This is a genomic window from Rhodoplanes sp. P11 (assembly GCF_964266735.1).
Classification (GTDB): domain Bacteria; phylum Pseudomonadota; class Alphaproteobacteria; order Rhizobiales; family Xanthobacteraceae; genus Rhodoplanes; species Rhodoplanes serenus.
Map to the genome: position 1 here is coordinate 515,876 of NZ_CAXWGY010000019.1, position 16,238 is coordinate 532,113.

Consider the following 16,238-nt stretch of genomic DNA (forward strand, 5'->3'; position numbering starts at 1 on the left):
CTGGCAAGCGTGACCCTCGGTGGCGCCCCCCGGACGATGGTCTAACACGATGGCCGAATCGAAACGGGCCGCCCGACAGGCGGCCCGTCCAATGTGTCGGCGGCGACGGAACGACGCCCGAGGTGTCAGCGATAATGGCCGTGCGGCACCACGCGGCCCGGCCCCGGTCCCATCGGATAGCCCGGACGCACCACCGGCCCCGGCCGATGGATCGGGTAGCCCGGACGCACCACCGGACCCGGCCGATACACGGGAGCCGGCCGGTAGACCGGCGCCGGCCCGTACCGCCAGCCCTGCCAGCCCATGGGGCCGCCCCAGCCATAGCCCTGGCGCCAGGCGAAGCCGCAGCGATACCAGCCCGGGCCGCGCCAGCCGCCGCCATACCAGCAGTAACGGTTGCCGCCCCAGTAGTATTGGACCGTCGTTCCGACCGTGGCGGCATCGGCCGCCGCGCCCAGCGCGCCCGCCGCGGAGAGCGGCGCCGCCTGCGCCGCCGAGACGACGGTGAGCGCGGCTGCGGCCGCCGCGAGAGCCAAGAGGTGACGCTTCATTCCCATCCTCCGATGATGATTGTCGGCGTAGCCGGCAAGTGACCCATGGTGATCGGCTCGCCCAGAACGGCTGCGAGACCGCGACGCGACCGGCGCGCCGACCGAATGGCGCAGTGGCCTTCGGCCGCCCCTGGCGGCTGGTCGGTGTCGCGCATCGCCAACGAAACGAGCGGCGTCCCCGCTCTTTGTCGCCGTAGCATGCGCCCGGGTTCAAGCGCTATCACCGGCTGACCCGCCCACTGCCCCGACCGGCCGCGAATGCGGGCGTCTGCCGCTCGCCCATTCTGCTCACTGTCAAGGCAGTATTTTGCCTAATAATGCATCAGCCGAATAGCTGAAGCGCAAAACCTGAGGCTTTTCGCCCGATTTTGGCAACCTATCTGTGCAACAAGACGGCCGCGTGGGCAGCGTCCACGCGGCCGGGCGTCACCCACGACGTCGTCTCAAGGGGGTTGTCATGTACGTCTTCTCCAACCTGGTTCACATGATCCGGGTGTGGCATCGCTATCAGACCAGCCTGCGCGAGCTGAGCCGGCTCGGCGACCGCGAGCTTGCCGATATCGGCATTCTGCGCGCCGACATCCAGCGGGTCGCCTGGGAGGCCGCACGGGTCGACTGAGACCGCGGTTCGTCCCGGAGTGCTCGCCGTCGGCGGTACCCATTACGGAAAGAAAAGTCGCCCGCCCCCGTGGCGGGCGCTTTCTTTTGGGGGTCGCCGCGTCCGCGGCGCCTTCCGGTCGGCACCCCCGGACGCGACGGCGCTTCCCAAGCCGCGCCTCCCTCCCCTATATCCGGGCCATGCAACCCGTTCACGTCATCGGCGGCGGACTCGCCGGCTGCGAAGCCGCTTGGCAGATCGCCACCCGCGGTGTTCCCGTGGTGATCCACGAGATGCGGCCCGTCCACGCCACCGCGGCCCACAGGACCGACGGCCTGGCCGAGCTCGTCTGCTCCAACTCGTTCCGCTCCGACGATGCCGCCACCAATGCGGTCGGCCTGCTGCACGCCGAGATGCGCCGCCTCGGATCGCTGATCATGCGGGCCGCCGATGCCAACCAGGTGCCGGCCGGCGGCGCGCTGGCGGTCGACCGTGACGCCTTCTCGGCGGCCGTCACGGCGGCGCTCACCGCTCATCCCCTGGTCACCATCGCGCGCGAGGAGGTGGCCGGCCTGCCCCCCGCCGAGTGGGACAGCGTCATCGTCGCCACCGGCCCGCTGACCTCGCCGGCGCTCGCCGAGGCGGTGCGCGGCCTCACCGGGGCCGACTCCCTCGCCTTCTTCGATGCCATCGCGCCGATCGTCCACCGCGATTCCATCGACATGTCGGTCGCCTGGGCGCAGTCGCGCTACGACAAGGCGGGTCCCGGCGGCTCCGGCGCCGACTACCTCAACTGCCCGCTCGATCGCGCCCGGTACGAGGCGTTCGTCGATGCGCTGCTCGCCGCCGAGACGGTGCCGTTCCGCGACTTCGAGGCGTCGACCCCCTATTTCGACGGCTGCCTGCCGATCGAGGTGATGGCGGCGCGCGGCCGCGACACCCTGCGCTTCGGGCCGATGAAGCCGGTCGGGCTCACCGATCCGCGCCATCCGGAGCGGAAGCCGCATGCCATCGTTCAGCTCCGCCAGGACAACCGGCTCGGCACGCTGTTCAACATCGTGGGCTTCCAGACCAAGATGAAGCACGCCGAGCAAGTGCGTGTGTTCAGGATGATTCCGGGACTGGAGCAGGCCGAGTTCGCACGCCTCGGCGGCATCCATCGCAACACCTTCCTGGAGTCGCCCCGGCTGCTCGATCCGACCCTGCGGCTCGCCGCCATGCCGCGGCTGCGCTTCGCCGGCCAGATCACCGGCTGCGAGGGATACGTCGAATCGGCGGCCGTCGGGCTCCTCGCCGGCCGCTTCGCGGCGGCCGAGCGGCGCGGCGAGCCGGTCGCGCCGCCGCCGCCCACCACGGCGCACGGCGCCCTGCTGGGCCACATCACCGGCGGCCATGTGGTCACCATCGACGCGGGGCCGCGCTCGTTCCAGCCCATGAACGTCAATTTCGGGCTGTTCCCGCCGCTCGCCGCCGCGCCGGTGCGCCAGCCCGGGGCGCCGCGGCTGCGTGGCGCCGCCAAGACGCTCGCCCGCAAGCAGGCGCTGACCACCCGGGCGCTCGCCGATCTCGATGCCTGGCGAGCCGCCGCCGAGCCGGTCTCCCCCGCCTGACCAGCGGCGCGGCCATCACCTGGACCGGCGCGCCGCCCGCCACAGAATCCACTGCCGCCGCCAGGGCGCGAGATCGACCCGGGCGAAGGGATCGTCCGCCGCCTCCAGCCGATCGAGCAGCGGTCCGGCGAGCGCCACCGGCAGGAAGGCGGGACCGGCCGCCGCCGGCAGCATGGCGCGGGCCCGCTCGGCCTCGGCCAGCTCCAGCCGCGCCCGCTCGCGCAGGTCGGCGAGTGCGGCCCGCAGGCCCGGGCTCTCCCGGCGCTCGACGATGTCGGCCGGGTCCACCCCGTGGCGGGCCAGGAGATCGGCCGGCAGATAGACCTGCCCACGCGCCGCATGCGCCGGCATCGCCTGGAGCAGCCGCGCCAGGCCCGAGCCGATCCCGGCCGGGCCGGCGAGCGCCGCGATCATCGGGTCGGGACCCGCCAGGATGCGGCCGGCCAGCTCGATCAACGCCGACGAGGTCTTCCGCACATACCCGTAGAGGGCCGTGAGGTTCGGCATCGGATCGTCGTAGAGATCGAACGCCCGCGCCTCCAGCAGCAGCAGCAGCGGCGCCGTCGGCAGAGCATGGGCCGCCACGGTGGCGAGCAGCGCGTCGGCGACCGGGTTGGCCCGCACCTCGCCGTGGCCTTCCCCGCCGAGCGCATCGCGCCACCACTGGAGCCGGATCTCGCCCGCCATCGGGGTCCGAGCCACCTCGCGCACCCGCGCCACCTCGACGTTGAAGGCGTAGAGCGCCAGGAGATGCGGCCGCTGCGCGGCCGGTGCGAACAGGGCTGCCAGCCAGCGGTCGCGGTCGGCAGCGCGCACCAGCGTCTCGCAATGGGCGAAAGACTCGGCCGTCATGGGCGGAGACTAGCGCGGCCGCGACACGCCGGCATCCGTCGTCTCTCAGTCCACCGCGATCAGCACGGCGCCGACGCGCCGCCGCTCGACCAGCAGCAGATTCCAGGTCCGCACCGCGGCGCCGGTGGTCATGCTCTCGACCACGATGCCGTGCTGACGCAGCCGCGCCCGCAAGGGCTCCGGCACCGGCCAGGGCACCATGCCGGCGCCGATCAGCAGATACTCGACCGACGGCTCGGCGGCGATCACCCGATCGATCTCGGCCTCGCCAATGGCATCCGCTGTCGTCGGCGGAATAGCCCAGATGCCGTTCGGCAGGCACAGCACCGAGCCGCGATGCGACAGGTCGCCGAAACGAAAGCCGCCGTCGCCGTACGACTCGATCAGCGCCGGTCGCGGCAGGTGCCGGTCGCCCGCGTCGCTCACGCGCCGCGCCCGCCCTTCACCAGCGGCAGCGGCGCCCCGCCCTTCTTGTCGTCCGCCGTCGCCTCGTCGGCCTCGTCCTCGACGCCGCCCTTCTCGCGGTTCCGGCCGACGCCCAGATAGATCAGGATCGGCGAGGCGATGAAGATCGACGTGTAGGAGCCGACCAGCACGGCGCCGAACGTCATGGTGGCCGAGAAGCTGTAGAGGGTCGGCCCGCCGAAGATCAGCAGCGACAGCAGCGCGAGCGTGACGGTGACGTGGGTGATGATCGAGCGCGACAGCGTCGAGTTGATGGCGATGTTGATGAGCTGATCGATGGGCAGCTTCTTGTAGCGGCGCAGCATCTCGCGGATGCGGTCGAAGATCACCACCGTGTCGTTGACCGAATAGCCCAGGATGGTGAGGAGCGCCGCCACGCTGGTGAGATCGAAATCGATCTGCAACAGCGACATGAAGCCGACGGTGAGCACCAGGTCGTGGACGTTGGCGATCATGGCGCCGAGCGCGAACTGCCACTCGAACCGGAACCAGAGATAGAGCAGGATACCGAACACGGCGAGCATCATGCCGATGGTGCCGCTGATCAGCAGCTCCTGCGACACGCGGGGTCCCACCACCTCGACGCGCCGGTAGTCGACCGTGTCGCCGAGCGCGCCACGCACCTTGGCGACCGCCGCCTGCTGGGCCTCCTCGCCGCCCGGCTGCTGCGGGATGCGGATCATCACGTCGCGCGGCGAGCCGAACTCCTGGAGCTGGACGTCGCCGAGCTCGAGCGCGTTCAGGGTCGAACGCATCTTGGCGAGATCGGCCGGGCCGGCCTTCGACTGCACCTCGATCAGGGTGCCGCCGAGGAAGTCGATGCCGTAGTTGAGGCCGACGAAGAAGAACGCGAGCAGCGCCAGAACCGACATCGCAGCCGAGAACGGGAAGCTGATGCGCCGGAAGCGCATGAAGTCGAAATTGGTGTCGTCCGGGACGATGCGGAGATGGCGCATGGTGGGGGCTCGATCAGATGGAGATGACGCGCGGGCGCTTCCACCACACCCAGGTCGCGATCATCAGCCGCGTCATCGTGAAGGCGGTGAACACCGTGGTGATGATGCCGATCGCCAACGTCAGGGCGAAGCCCTTCACCGGGCCGGAGCCGATGAAGAACAGGATCGCGGCGGCGATGAAGCTCGTGGTGTTGGAGTCCACGATGGTGGCGAGCGCCCGGCTGAAGCCGGCGTCGAGCGCGTTGAGGGCCGAGCGTCCGGCCCGCACCTCCTCGCGCACGCGCTCGTAGATCAGCACGTTCGAGTCGACCGCCATGCCGACCGTGAGCACGATGCCGGCGATGCCGGGCAGCGTCAGCGTCGCGTTGAGCATCGACAGGATACCGAAGATCATCGCCACGTTGATGGCGACCGCGATGTTGGCGAACAGGCCGAACAGCCCGTAGGTCGCGAACATGAAGGCGATCACCATCAGGGACCCGATCCAGGTGGCGCGGATGCCCTTGTCGATCGAATCCTGGCCGAGGCCGGCGCCGACGGTGCGCTCCTCGATGATGGTGAGCGGCGCCGGCAGGGCGCCGGCCCGCAGCAGGATCGCCAGATCGTTGGCGCTCTGCACCGAGAAGTTGCCGGAGATCTGCCCCGACCCGCCGAGGATCGGCTCGCGGATCACCGGCGCCGAGATCACCTCGTTGTCGAGCACGATGGCGAACGGCCGGCCGACATTCTCCTGGGTCACCTGGGCGAAGCGGCGGCCGCCCGAGGTGTTGAAGCGGAACGACACGATCGGCTCGCTGGTGCGCTGGTCGAAGCCGGGCTGGGCGTCGTTGAGGTCCTCGCCCGAGACCATGATGCGCTTCTCGACCACCACCGGCACGCGGGCGCCGCCGCGGCCCTCGTAGAGCAGCTCGGAGTCGGGTGGCACCCGCCCGCTCTGCGCCGCCTCCTGCGGACTGACCGACATGTCGACCAGCCGGAAGGTCAGCTTGGCGGTCTTGCCGAGCAGCTCCTTCAGACGGGTCGGGTCCTGGAGGCCCGGCACCTGCACCAGGATACGGTCGACGCCCTGGCGCTGGATCGACGGCTCGACGGTGCCGAGCTCGTTGACGCGCTTCTCGATGATCTGGATCGACTGGTCGACCGACTGGCGGATGCGCTCGGTCATCGCCGCCTGGGTGATGGTCAGGCGGTAGGCGCCGTTGCCGAGATCGGCGATGTCGACCGAGCGCTGCCCGGTGCCGCCGAGCAGCCCGCCGAGCGGCTGCGACAGCTCGCGCAGCTTGGCGAGCGCCTGGGCCGGGTCGCTGCCCTCGCGGATGCGCACCTCGACCGAATCGCCGCGGGCGACGAGGCCGGTGTAGCCGATCTTGGCGTCGCGCAGCACGCGGCGGACGTCGTCACGCAGCGTCTCGACCTTCTCGCGACGGACCGCGTTGGAATCGACCTCGAGCAGGATGTGCGAGCCGCCTTGCAGATCGAGGCCCAGCACGATGTGGCGTTGCGCCCATTTGGGCCAACGGTCGACCATCTCGTCGGGGAAGAAGTTGGGGACGGCAAACAGGCAGACGATCAGCGCCAGGCCCAGAATGGCCACCGCCTTCCACCGCGAGATATAGAGCATGAGGGTCGTCCGTTACGAGAGAGAGTGCCGGCCCGCGAGAGGGCGGGCCGTGGGGCAGCGCCGCGGGCGGACCGGCCGGGCGCCGGCGCGGTCAGCCCGCCTTGACGGCCTCGTCCTTCACGGGCTCGCCCTTGGCGCGGACCTCGGCCACCATGCTGCGGATTTGGCGCGCCCGCACCCCATCCGCAAGCTCGATCTCGATCTCGTTGTCGTCGATCACCTTGGTCACCTTGGCGATCATGCCGCCCGAGGTGATCACGGTGTCACCGCGGCGCACGTTCTTGATCATCTCCTGGTGCTGCTTGGCGCGGCGCTGCTGCGGCCGCAGGATCAGGAAGTACATGATCACGAAGATGAGGATGAACGGCAGAAGCGACATCATCATCTCGGTACCGCTCGCCGCTCCGGCGGCCTGAGCGTACGCAGGCGTCACGATCATCGGTCTCTACTCCTCGGGAAAGCGGGTCGAGGGCAGGTCCGGGGGGCGCCGCGCGCGCCCGGTCCCACCCGAAAAATCCGCCGGGACTATAGCGGTGGGCCGGCTGATTGCAACGCCGCGTCAGGGACGGCGTGTCGCGCCCGGCGGGGCTTTCCCGGCCCGGTGGGTTGCGGTTGCGGCCCGCCCCCGGTATGGAACGGCCGGAACCGGACGCCATGCATCAGCCCTCGACCACCCCCCTCGCCGCCCCGCCCGCCAGCCTCGACACGCTGCTGGAGCGCATCGCCGCCGCCCTGGAGCGGCTGGCGCCGCCACCCCCGGCGGCGCCGGACTTCGCTGCCGCGGAGGCGTTCGTCTGGCATCCGGAGGGGCATCGCCTGGCCCCGGTGCCGCATGTCAACCGGGTGGACATGTCGCTCCTGTGCGGCATCGACAGCGTGCGCGACCTCCTGCGCGCCAACACCGAGCGGTTCGCCCGCGGCCTGCCGGCCAACAACGCCCTCCTGTGGGGCGCCCGCGGCATGGGCAAGTCGTCCCTGGTGAAGGCCGTGCACGCCGGCGTCAATGCCGGGCTCGGCGACAAGGCCGGCAGCCTCAAGCTGATCGAGATCCACCGCGAGGACATCGAGAGCCTGCCCGAGCTGATGGGCATGCTGCGCGGCGCGCCGTGCCGCTTCATCGTCTTCTGCGACGACCTCTCGTTCGACGCCGCCGACACCTCCTACAAGTCGCTGAAGGCCGTGCTGGAAGGCGGCATCGAGGGACGGCCCGAGAACGTCATCCTCTACGCCACCTCCAACCGCCGGCACCTGCTGCCGCGCGACATGATGGAGAACGAGCGGTCCACCGCCATCAATCCGGGCGAGGCGATCGAGGAGAAGGTGTCGCTGTCGGACCGCTTCGGCCTGTGGCTCGGCTTCCACCGTTGCAGCCAGGACGAGTATCTCGCCATGGTCCAGGGCTATGTGGCCCACCACGGCATCCCGATCGCACCCGACGCGCTGCGCCGCGAGGCGCTGGAATGGGCCACCACCCGCGGCTCGCGCTCCGGCCGCGTCGCCTGGCAGTTCGTCCAGGATCTCGCCGGCCGGCTCGGCGTTCGCCTCACCGACACGCCGGCCTGAAGCCGGCGCCGCCCCGCTAGGCGCGGGCTCGACCCGCGCATTCCCTCACGTCTCCAGTAAACGATCGGTCTCGGAGGATATCCGGGGGCGAGCGACCCGCGTCGGCGGCTACGCGCCGTTCGGCAGGTGCTGCATCGGGTCGACCGGCGCGGACCCCTTGCGGATCTCGAAGTGGAGCTGCGGCGACGACACCGTGCCGGACTGCCCCGACTTGGCGATCACCTGGCCGCGGCGCACCTGATCGTTGCGCTTCACCATCAGCTCGCTGTTGTGGGCGTAGGCGGTGACGAAGCCGTTGGCGTGACGGATCAGCACCAGATTGCCGTAGCCCTTCAGCTCGCTCCCGGCATACGCGACCACACCGTCCTCGGCGGCCCGCACGGCCGTGCCCTCGGGCACCGCCAGATTGATGCCGTCGTTCTGCTGGCCGTTGGCCTTGCCGAAGGTGGCGATCACCCGCCCCTTCACGGGCCAGCGGAACGACAGGGCGCCGTTGCGATCGGCACGCTCCTCCTCGACCGGCTGCTCGGACGGCAGCGACGCGCGGTGGACCGATGCGGTGGGCTCGGCCGAGGCCATTCGGGTCGGCGCAACGGCCGGCGCCGGCGGCGGTGCAGCCGCGGGAGCCGCAGCCGCCGTGCGCGGCGGAGCCGCCAGCGGCGCCGCGGCGGTCCGCGCCGGGGCCGGCACGGCGACCGGAGCCGGAGCCGGGGCGGCGGCAGGCGCCGCCTGGAGCTGGGCGGTGCGGCCGGCGCGGTTCGGAATCGTCAGCCGGTCGCCCATCTTCAGCATCGTGTGGGGCTGGATGTTGTTGGCGGCGGCGATCTCGCGGATCGGCGTGTTGTAGCGGCGCGCGATGCCGACCAGCGTCTCGCCCGGAGCCACCACATGGACGCCGCCGGCCGGCGCCCGCCCCGCGGGCATCGAGGCGGCGACCGGCGTGGCTGCACCACGGGTGTCGGCGGCCGATGGCCCGGCATAGCGCGGAATGACCAGGCGACGCCCCGGCTGGAGCACCGCCGGCCCGGCGAGGCCGTTGGCCTCGGCGATCACGTTGACGGGCACCCCGTAGCGCTTCGAGAGAGAGGCGAGCGAGTCGCCCGGAGCGACGGTGACGGGCGTGCCGCCCTCCCACTGCCAACCGGGCGCCGTGGCACTGGCGCCGGCGGCCGAACGCGGCGGCGACGCCAGGCGCGGCACCGTGCCGGTGACCTCGGGCGCGCCGACGGGACGATCGAGCGCCGCGGCCGGCGCCGGCTGATACGAGCCGTAGCCACGCCCGCCCCCGGCGACCCCGCCGCCTGCGACGGCGCCTTGATGATGCGCCCCATAGGCGGGCGGCGGCAGCGACTGCGCCACCGGCGCGCCGCCGAGCGGCTGCGTGTCGACGCGACCGACAGGCGCCGCCTGGGCGGGCGGCAACGACCCGGTCGTCTCGTAGGAGGGGCGCGCCCCCGCATAGGGATTCTGAAGAGGACTTTGCGCGAGCCGGTTGGAGTCCGTGCTGCAATTGGCGACCCCGAGCCCGACCAGCAGCACCGCCAGCACCCGCGACACGTGATACGGGCTCGACGACTCGACGATCGTACGCATCGGCTCACTCACTCTACGCCACGGACACGGGAGGGAGTTAAGCACCGAGCGAGTAAAGATTGATTTAACCCTGCGGGTTCCCGAACGACGATTCCTTTACGATTACAAAGGAACACGCAGCGGACACGCGGACACGCCAAAATCCGTGCAGCGAATATGCTTAACGGACCGCAGCAACTTAGTTCTATATTTGTTCTACTGACGCGACACTATGGATGTGCCGGTCCATCGGGGGCTGGCGCGGTGGGCCGCCGCGAGCAGTCCACCCTCCCCGGCGGCTCCGGGCGTGCGCTCTCACGCTTTCAGGCGATAGCCCGTCCGGAACATCCACGCCACCGTGACGAGGCACAGCCCGAGGAACAGCAGCGTCATCGCCAAGCTCACCCCGATATGGACATCGGCGGTGCCGAAGAAGCTCCAGCGAAAGCCGCTGATCAGATACACGACGGGGTTGAACAGCGCGATCGTCTGCCAGGGCGGCGGCAGCACCCCGATCGAGTAGAAGGTGCCGCCCAGGAACGTCAGCGGAGTGATCACCAGGAGCGGCACGAGCTGGAGCTTCTCGAAGCCGTCGGCCCAGATGCCGATGATAAAGCCGAGCAGGCTGAAGGTGACCGCGGTGAGCACCAGGAAGGCGAGCATCCACACCGGATGCTCGACGTGCAGCGGCACGAACAGCGCCGAGGTCGCCAGCACCACGAGGCCGAGGATGATCGACTTGGTGGCGGCCGCCCCGACATAGCCGAGCACGATCTCGCCATACGACACCGGCGCCGACAGGATCTCGTAGATGGTCCCGGTGAAGCGCGGGAAGTAGATGCCGAACGAGGCGTTGGCGACGCTCTGGGTCAGCAGCAGCAGCATGATCAGGCCGGGGACGATGAAGGCGCCGTACGGCACCCCGTCGATCTCGGTGATGCGTGACCCGATCGCCGCCCCGAACACGACGAAGTAGAGCGACGTGGAGAGCACCGGCGAGACGAGGCTCTGGAGCAGCGTCCGCCCGGCGCGGGCCATCTCGAACACGTAGATGGCGCGCACCGCCCGCAGATTGCCGATCATCGCGCCTGCCTCACGAGATCCACGAAGATGTCCTCGAGCGAGCTCTGGGTGGTGTGGAGATCGTGAAACTCGATGCCGGCGCGGGCGAGGTCCTGGAGGAGCCCGGTGATGCCGGTGCGCTCCCCTTGCGAGTCGTAGTCGTAGACGAGCGCGGCGCCGTCGTCGGCAAGCGCCAGCGCGTAGCCGGCGAGCGGCGGCGGCACCGCGTCGAGCCGACCGTTGAGCTGAATGGTGAGCTGCTTGCGGCCGAGCTTCTGCATCAGCGTCGCCTTGTCCTCGACCAGCACGATCTCGCCCCGGTTGATGACGCCGATGCGATCCGCCATCTGCTCGGCCTCCTCGATGTAGTGGGTGGTGAGGATGATGGTGACGCCGGAGGCGCGCAGCGCCCGCACCACCTCCCACATGTCCTTGCGCAGCTCGACGTCGACGCCAGCGGTCGGCTCGTCGAGGAACAGGATGCGCGGCTCGTGCGACAGCGCCTTGGCGATCAGCACGCGCCGCTTCATGCCGCCCGACAGCGTCATGATGCGGCTGTCGCGCTTTTCCCACAGCGACAGGTCGCGCAGCACCTTCTCGACATGGGCCGGGTTCTTCGGCTTGCCGAACAGGCCGCGGCTGAACGAGACGGTGTCCCACACCGACTCGAAGGCGTCGGTGGTCAGCTCCTGCGGCACCAGGCCGATGAGCGCGCGGGCGGCGCGATAATCCGAGACGATGTCGTGACCGTCGACCGTGACGGTGCCGGTCGAGGCCCGCACGATGCCGCACACGATGCTGATCAGCGTCGTCTTGCCGGCGCCGTTCGGTCCGAGCAGCGCGAAGATCTCGCCGCGGCGGATATCGAGATCGATGGTCTTGAGGGCCTGGAAGCCCGAGGCATAGGTCTTCGACAGACCCTTGATCGAGATCACGGGGGACATGCGGAACGATGGGCTCCGGCGAATCGGGGGTGAGGCACGGCGCAGCCGCCGACCGCGGAGCCGCCCGCGGCCGACCGCCGGACGGAGCCGCCCGCGACATATCGGCACCATGGCGCCCGAGAGCAAGTGCGAATTGCCGGATCGGTGGACGGCACGCCGCACGGCATCCCGGGTGCGAACCCCCGCCCTGCCCTACAGCTCGCGCGCCCGGCCGGGCAGCAGCGGCACGAAGCGCACCGGGATGAGGTTCTCCCGCACCAGCCCGTCGGGACGCTTGGTCAGCCGCACGATGATCTGCACGCCATCGTGAGGGCCGAGCGGCACCACCATGATGCCACCGTCGACGAGCTGCTCCACGAGGGCGCGGGGAATCGTCTCGGCCGCCGCTGTCACCAGGATGCGGTCGTAAGGCGCATGCTCCGGCACGCCGGCGAGGCCGTCCCCCACTACCACCTCGATGGTGCCATAGCCGAGCGCCCCGAAGCGGGCGAGCGCCGCGTCGGCGAGCGTGCGGTAACGCTCGACCGTGACCACACGGCGGGCCAGGCGCGACAGCACCGCGGCCTGATAGCCGGAGCCGGTGCCGACCTCGAGCACATGGTGGTGAGGCGCCACCCCGAGGCGCTCCGTCATGTAGGCGACCACGTAGGGCTGGCTGATGGTCTGGCCGCAGGCGATCGGCAGCGCGTGGTCCAGATGGGCGACGTCGAGGTCCTCGGGCCGCACGAACTTCTCACGCGGCACCTCGTCCATGGCGCGCAGCACGGCCGCATCGGTGATGCCGCGGCGGCGGAGATTGAGGAGGAACTCCATTCGGCCGATTCCTCGGTCGGCAAGCGTCGTCATGGCGGCCGTGTTCCTTCCGCACGCAAGTCGAGCCGCACGCCGTTCGGGCCGCACGCCGTGCGAGCCGCTCACAAGTCGAGCCGCACGTCCGTCGAACATGGTCCGCGGCGAAACCGCGCGGGCCTATCGCCAATTTGCCCCATTCCGAGCCTATCACCCAAGAGAGAACTGGCGTAACCAGGGATTGCTCGGGCGGCGGCACGACGGCCGATCGGGTCCACGAATGCGGCGCAGGCGGGGAACCTTTTCGACCCGAGCGACTTGTGTTTCGGGGTATTGACGTTCGGAAGGCAATCCTCGCGTTCCCATGGGGCGCGGCGGCCGGCTGACGAGCGAGCATGCCGATCCACGAAACGGTGCCCACGAGCCGAGTATCCGGGGCCCGCGTTCGGCGGATCGCATGGTCACGAGTGGTGCTCACGGGTCGTGTGTTCACACGTAGTGTGTCCGCGAGTCGTGTGCCCACGAGGTCTCGTCAAACCCGGGACTCACATCCTGGGAGCCCTCCGACGAGACACTCCGACGGGACACTCCGATGCGACCGGAGGCGATTCCGACAGTACGCCGACCGAACGGGCCAGACAGGACGGAGCACGATGGACAAGGCAGGAAACGGGGCCGCCGAGACCAAGAACATCCTCGTCGTCGAGGACGAGATCATGATCCGGATGCTGCTGGAGGACATGCTCGACGACCTCGGCTACACCATCGCGGGTGCGGTGGGCCGCATCGACGATGCCATCAAGCTCGCCCGGACCGGCGAATTCGACATGGCGATCCTGGACGTGAACCTGAACGGCCAGACGGTCAGCCCGGTGGCGGAGATCCTGGAGGAGCGCGGCCTGCCCTTCGTGTTCGCCACCGGCTATGGCGAGCGCGGCCTGCCCGAGCGGTTCATGAACCGCCCGACCCTCCAGAAGCCGTTCCAGCAGGAAAATCTCAGCAAGATTCTGACGCAGGCGTTCGAGCGTTCGCCGGCCTGAGCCGCGACGTTCTCCGCCGCCGCGCCATCAAGCCCGGGCCGCTCTCTCGGCCCGGGCTTTTATTTTCTGGAGACGGGGAGTTTTCGCGACGGAAGGCCCGCACCCGGAGGATGGAAGATCCGGCTGATCAATTCGCTGGTCATTCCGGAAGCCGCGAAGCGGCTATCCGGAAGCCAGCCGAGAGCTCCGCGTTCGCCGTTGGATTCCGGGCTCGCCGCTTCGCGGCGCCCCGGAATGACGGCCCACTGATCACCCGAAAACAGTATCGGGACTCCGCGAGTGCCGGCCCCGGCCGTCGCTGCAAGGCTGGGCTACGCCCTACTACGCCCTCGCGAACGTCCGAGCGAGCGACCCGCCCTCATCGCCCTCACCCGAGCACGTCGGCGAGCCGGGTCATGAACGGCTCGTCGGTGAGGTCGATGCGCAGCGGTGTCACCGTGATGCGGCCGGCCGCGAGCGCACCGAGATCGGTGCCGCCGGTCGGCGCCGGGCGCGGGCCGCGCGCGAAGGCGATCCAGAAATACGGATTGCCGCGGCCGTCGTGGCGCGGATCGATGCGAATCCACTCCTGGTCGCGCTTGCCCTGGCTCGCCACCGCGACGCCGGTGACGGCCTCCGGGGCGCGGTCCGGGAAGTTGACGTTGACCAGCACGTCGCGCGGGATGCCAGCCTCCAACACCCGGCGGATCAGGTCCGGTCCATGCCGCAGCGCCGTCTCCCAGTGCGGCTGTTGCCGCGTCTCGGCACCGTAGCTCTGCGACAGCGCGATCGACGGCACGCCCAGGATGGTGCCCTCGATGGCGCCCGCGATCGTGCCCGAATAGGTGACGTCCTCGGCCACGTTCGAGCCGCGATTGACGCCGGACAGCACGAGGTCGGGTCCCTTGTCGGCGAGGATATGCCGAACCCCCATGATGACGCAGTCGGTCGGCGTGCCCTTCACGGCGAAGCGGCGCGGGTCGATCTCGCGCAGCCGCAGCGGATCGTTGAGCGACAAGGAATGCGAGACGCCCGACTGATCGAACTCCGGCGCCACGACCCAGACGTCGTCGGAGAGCGCGCGGGCGATCTCGACGCAGACCTCCAGGCCCGGCGCATGGATGCCGTCGTCGTTGGTGACCAGGATGCGCATCAGTGATGTCCGTTCCAATTCAGCTCGCGCCCCGGACTGACGGCGGCATCCGACAGGGCCGTGACGAGAGAGTTCACGCGCCCGCCTCGATGACGGTCAGGCCGCCCATATACGGCCGCAGCACCTCGGGCACCACGATCGAGCCGTCGGCCTGCTGATAGTTCTCCATCACGGCGATCAGGGCGCGGCCGACCGCCACCCCCGAGCCGTTGAGGGTGTGGACGTGGCGCACCGCGCGGTTCTCCGCCGTGCGATAGCGGGCGCCCATGCGGCGCGCCTGGAAGTCGCCGCACACCGAGCAGGACGAGATCTCGCGGAACATGCCCTGCCCCGGCAGCCACACCTCGATGTCGTAGGTCTTCTGCGACGCGAACCCCATGTCGCCGGTGCTCAGGGTGACGACGCGGTAGTGCAGGCCGAGCCGGCGCAGCACCTCCTCGGCGCAGGACAGCATGCGCTCGTGCTCGTCGCGGCTCTGCTCCGGCGTGGTGATGGAGACCAGCTCGACCTTGTAGAACTGGTGCTGGCGGATCATGCCGCGGGTGTCGCGCCCGGCCGCCCCCGCCTCGGCGCGGAAGCAGTAGGTGCCGGCGGTCATGCGCAGCGGCAGCTCGGCTTCCTCGACGATCTGCTCGCGCACCAGGTTGGTCAGCGGCACTTCGGCGGTCGGCACCAGCCACAGCCGCGACGCGACCCCGCCCTGCGGGTCGGTGGCGGTCGCCGTCGTCGCGCCGGATGCCTCGACGATCTGCCGCAGCGCCTCATTGTCGAGCGCCGCGAACTGGTCGTCCAGGAACTTCGGCAGCTGCGCGGTGCCGAACATGGCGTGATCGCGCACCAGCAGCGGCGGCGACACCTCGGTATAGCCGTGCTCGCCAGTGTGCAGATCGAGCATGAACTGGGCGAGCGCGCGCTCCAGCCGGGCGAGCTTGCTCTTGAGCACCACGAAGCGGGCGCCGGAGAGCCGCGCCGCCGCCTCGAAGTCCATCTGCTCGAGGCCCTCGCCCAGCTCGAAATGCTGGCGCGGCGCGAAGCCGAGCGCCGGCGGCGCGCCGAAGCGATGGTGCTCGACATTGTCGCGCTCGTCGGCGCCGTCCGGCACGTCGTCGAGCGGCGTGTTGGGCACCTGGGCGAGCGCCGCATCGAGCGCCGCCGAGGCGGCCCGCTCCTCCTTCTCCAGGTCGGGAATCGCCGTCTTGAGCCCGGCGACCTCGTCCATCAGGGCCTTGGCGGCGGCCTCGTCCTTGCGCTTCTTGGCCTCGCCGATCTCCTTGGAGGCGGCGTTGCGGCGGGCCTGGGCAGCCTCCAGCGCCTGGATGGCGGCACGGCGGCGGTCGTCGAGGGCGAGGAGGTCGTCGGAGAGCGGCGCGAGGCCCCGGCGGGCGAGCCCGCGATCGAAGGCGGCGCGGTTCTCGCGAATCCAGCGGATGTCGTACATGGCGGTCGCTCGGGAACTCGGACGGGGAATCGGGAGGCCCTTATA

General features: G+C 70.1%; 16 protein-coding genes. 4 read left to right on the forward strand and 12 right to left on the reverse strand.

Going from position 1 to position 16,238, the window contains the following annotated elements:
- Nucleotides 1-125: 125 nt before the first annotated feature.
- Entirely contained in the window at nt 126-551 is a 426-nt protein-coding gene (locus ACFQUV_RS21480) for a hypothetical protein (RefSeq protein ID WP_129607396.1), read from the reverse strand.
- A gap of 457 nt (nt 552-1,008) precedes the next feature.
- On the opposite strand from ACFQUV_RS21480, the gene ACFQUV_RS21485 reads away from it, so the two are divergent.
- Together ACFQUV_RS21485 and trmFO are read left to right on the forward strand one after the other, a co-directional pair.
- Entirely contained in the window at nt 1,009-1,170 is a 162-nt protein-coding gene (locus ACFQUV_RS21485; RefSeq protein ID WP_111385171.1) for a DUF1127 domain-containing protein, read from the forward strand.
- A 179-nt stretch (nt 1,171-1,349) separates the two neighbouring features.
- On the forward strand, nt 1,350-2,759 hold the full coding sequence (gene trmFO / locus ACFQUV_RS21490; protein ID WP_129607395.1) for a methylenetetrahydrofolate--tRNA-(uracil(54)-C(5))-methyltransferase (FADH(2)-oxidizing) TrmFO: 1,410 nt from the start codon (nt 1,350-1,352) through the stop codon (nt 2,757-2,759).
- Nucleotides 2,760-2,774: 15 nt separating this feature from the next.
- Here the strand turns inward: trmFO and ACFQUV_RS21495 are convergent, their stop codons facing one another.
- The 5 genes from ACFQUV_RS21495 to yajC form a co-directional block, all read right to left on the reverse strand.
- The gene (locus ACFQUV_RS21495; RefSeq protein WP_129607394.1) at nt 2,775-3,611 is read right to left on the reverse strand and encodes a phytoene/squalene synthase family protein; all 837 of its coding nucleotides are present in this window, start codon (nt 3,609-3,611) and stop codon (nt 2,775-2,777) included.
- A gap of 45 nt (nt 3,612-3,656) precedes the next feature.
- Nucleotides 3,657-4,037 carry an Mth938-like domain-containing protein gene (locus ACFQUV_RS21500; protein WP_129607393.1) on the reverse strand — a complete coding sequence of 127 codons (381 nt, stop codon included), beginning with the start codon at nt 4,035-4,037 and terminating at the stop codon, nt 3,657-3,659.
- A complete protein-coding gene (gene secF, locus ACFQUV_RS21505) occupies nt 4,034-5,032 on the reverse strand; it encodes a protein translocase subunit SecF (protein WP_129607392.1) in 999 nt (332 codons plus the stop codon). Before secF ends, ACFQUV_RS21500 begins: the two co-directional genes overlap by 4 nt.
- Before the next feature lie 13 nt (nt 5,033-5,045).
- Nucleotides 5,046-6,653: a protein translocase subunit SecD gene (secD, locus tag ACFQUV_RS21510; protein WP_111385166.1), complete on the reverse strand. Its 1,608-nt coding sequence runs from the start codon at nt 6,651-6,653 to the stop codon at nt 5,046-5,048.
- Between the two features lie 91 nt (nt 6,654-6,744).
- Nucleotides 6,745-7,092, reverse strand: coding sequence for a preprotein translocase subunit YajC (gene yajC / locus ACFQUV_RS21515; protein WP_111385165.1), 348 nt, complete (start codon nt 7,090-7,092; stop codon nt 6,745-6,747).
- A 215-nt stretch (nt 7,093-7,307) separates the two neighbouring features.
- Here yajC and ACFQUV_RS21520 point away from each other — a divergent pair, with 215 nt between their 5' ends.
- The gene (locus tag ACFQUV_RS21520) at nt 7,308-8,216 is read left to right on the forward strand and encodes an ATP-binding protein (RefSeq protein WP_155479212.1); all 909 of its coding nucleotides are present in this window, start codon (nt 7,308-7,310) and stop codon (nt 8,214-8,216) included.
- Between the two features lie 108 nt (nt 8,217-8,324).
- On the opposite strand, the gene ACFQUV_RS21525 is transcribed toward ACFQUV_RS21520, so the two are convergent.
- The 4 genes from ACFQUV_RS21525 to ACFQUV_RS21540 all read right to left on the reverse strand — a co-directional run bounded on the left by ACFQUV_RS21525 (nt 8,325) and on the right by ACFQUV_RS21540 (nt 12,640).
- Nucleotides 8,325-9,809, reverse strand: a complete 1,485-nt coding sequence (locus ACFQUV_RS21525; protein ID WP_129610778.1) for a peptidoglycan DD-metalloendopeptidase family protein — start codon at nt 9,807-9,809, stop codon at nt 8,325-8,327.
- 294 nt (nt 9,810-10,103) lie between these two features.
- A complete protein-coding gene (locus tag ACFQUV_RS21530) occupies nt 10,104-10,871 on the reverse strand; it encodes an ABC transporter permease (RefSeq protein WP_129610777.1) in 768 nt (255 codons plus the stop codon).
- On the reverse strand, nt 10,868-11,794 hold the full coding sequence (locus ACFQUV_RS21535; protein ID WP_129610776.1) for an ABC transporter ATP-binding protein: 927 nt from the start codon (nt 11,792-11,794) through the stop codon (nt 10,868-10,870). The genes ACFQUV_RS21530 and ACFQUV_RS21535 overlap by 4 nt, the downstream gene beginning before the upstream one ends.
- Nucleotides 11,795-11,986: 192 nt before the next feature.
- Nucleotides 11,987-12,640, reverse strand: a complete 654-nt coding sequence (locus tag ACFQUV_RS21540; RefSeq protein ID WP_111388267.1) for a protein-L-isoaspartate(D-aspartate) O-methyltransferase — start codon at nt 12,638-12,640, stop codon at nt 11,987-11,989.
- A 596-nt stretch (nt 12,641-13,236) separates the two neighbouring features.
- Here ACFQUV_RS21540 and ACFQUV_RS21545 point away from each other — a divergent pair.
- Nucleotides 13,237-13,623 (forward strand): response regulator, encoded by a 387-nt coding sequence (locus ACFQUV_RS21545; protein WP_111388268.1) that lies wholly within the window; start codon nt 13,237-13,239, stop codon nt 13,621-13,623.
- A gap of 367 nt (nt 13,624-13,990) precedes the next feature.
- On the opposite strand, the gene surE is transcribed toward ACFQUV_RS21545, so the two are convergent.
- Together surE and serS are read right to left on the reverse strand one after the other, a co-directional pair.
- Nucleotides 13,991-14,755 carry a 5'/3'-nucleotidase SurE gene (gene surE / locus ACFQUV_RS21550; protein WP_129610775.1) on the reverse strand — a complete coding sequence of 255 codons (765 nt, stop codon included), beginning with the start codon at nt 14,753-14,755 and terminating at the stop codon, nt 13,991-13,993.
- Nucleotides 14,756-14,828: 73 nt separating this feature from the next.
- Nucleotides 14,829-16,193, reverse strand: a complete 1,365-nt coding sequence (gene serS / locus ACFQUV_RS21555; RefSeq protein ID WP_129610774.1) for a serine--tRNA ligase — start codon at nt 16,191-16,193, stop codon at nt 14,829-14,831.
- Nucleotides 16,194-16,238: the final 45 nt, after the last annotated feature.